This is a genomic window from Nocardia takedensis NBRC 100417 (assembly GCF_000308695.1).
Classification (GTDB): domain Bacteria; phylum Actinomycetota; class Actinomycetes; order Mycobacteriales; family Mycobacteriaceae; genus Nocardia; species Nocardia takedensis.
The window spans coordinates 1-258 of record NZ_BAGG01000159.1 but is presented as its reverse complement, the minus strand read 5'-3'; the positions used below and the strand labels follow the sequence as shown (position 1 = coordinate 258).

Sequence of the window (258 nt, the reverse complement as noted above, 5' to 3'; positions counted from 1 at the left end):
GGCACGAAGACCGGGGTGTTCTTCGGTCCCGCGCAGAACGAATTCCTCGGCCGCAATTTCCGGCACGCGGGCTTCGGCGGCGTGAACGGGCTGTTCTGCATGGCCGCGGGCCGGGTCGCGCATTTCCTGAACCTGTCCGGGCCGACCTTCGCCCTCGACACCGCCTGCTCGAGTTCGCTGGTGGCGCTGCACGTGGCCTGCCAGAGCCTGCTGGCGGGCGAGTGCGAGACCGCGATCGTGGCGGCCTCGCAGGCGATA

General features: G+C 69.8%; 1 protein-coding gene. It reads left to right on the top strand.

All coding sequences use genetic code 11. The annotated features are described in order from the left end of the window. A partial coding sequence (locus tag ON30_RS27715) for a beta-ketoacyl synthase N-terminal-like domain-containing protein (RefSeq protein WP_040711845.1) occupies window positions 1-258 on the top strand: 258 nt, incomplete at both ends.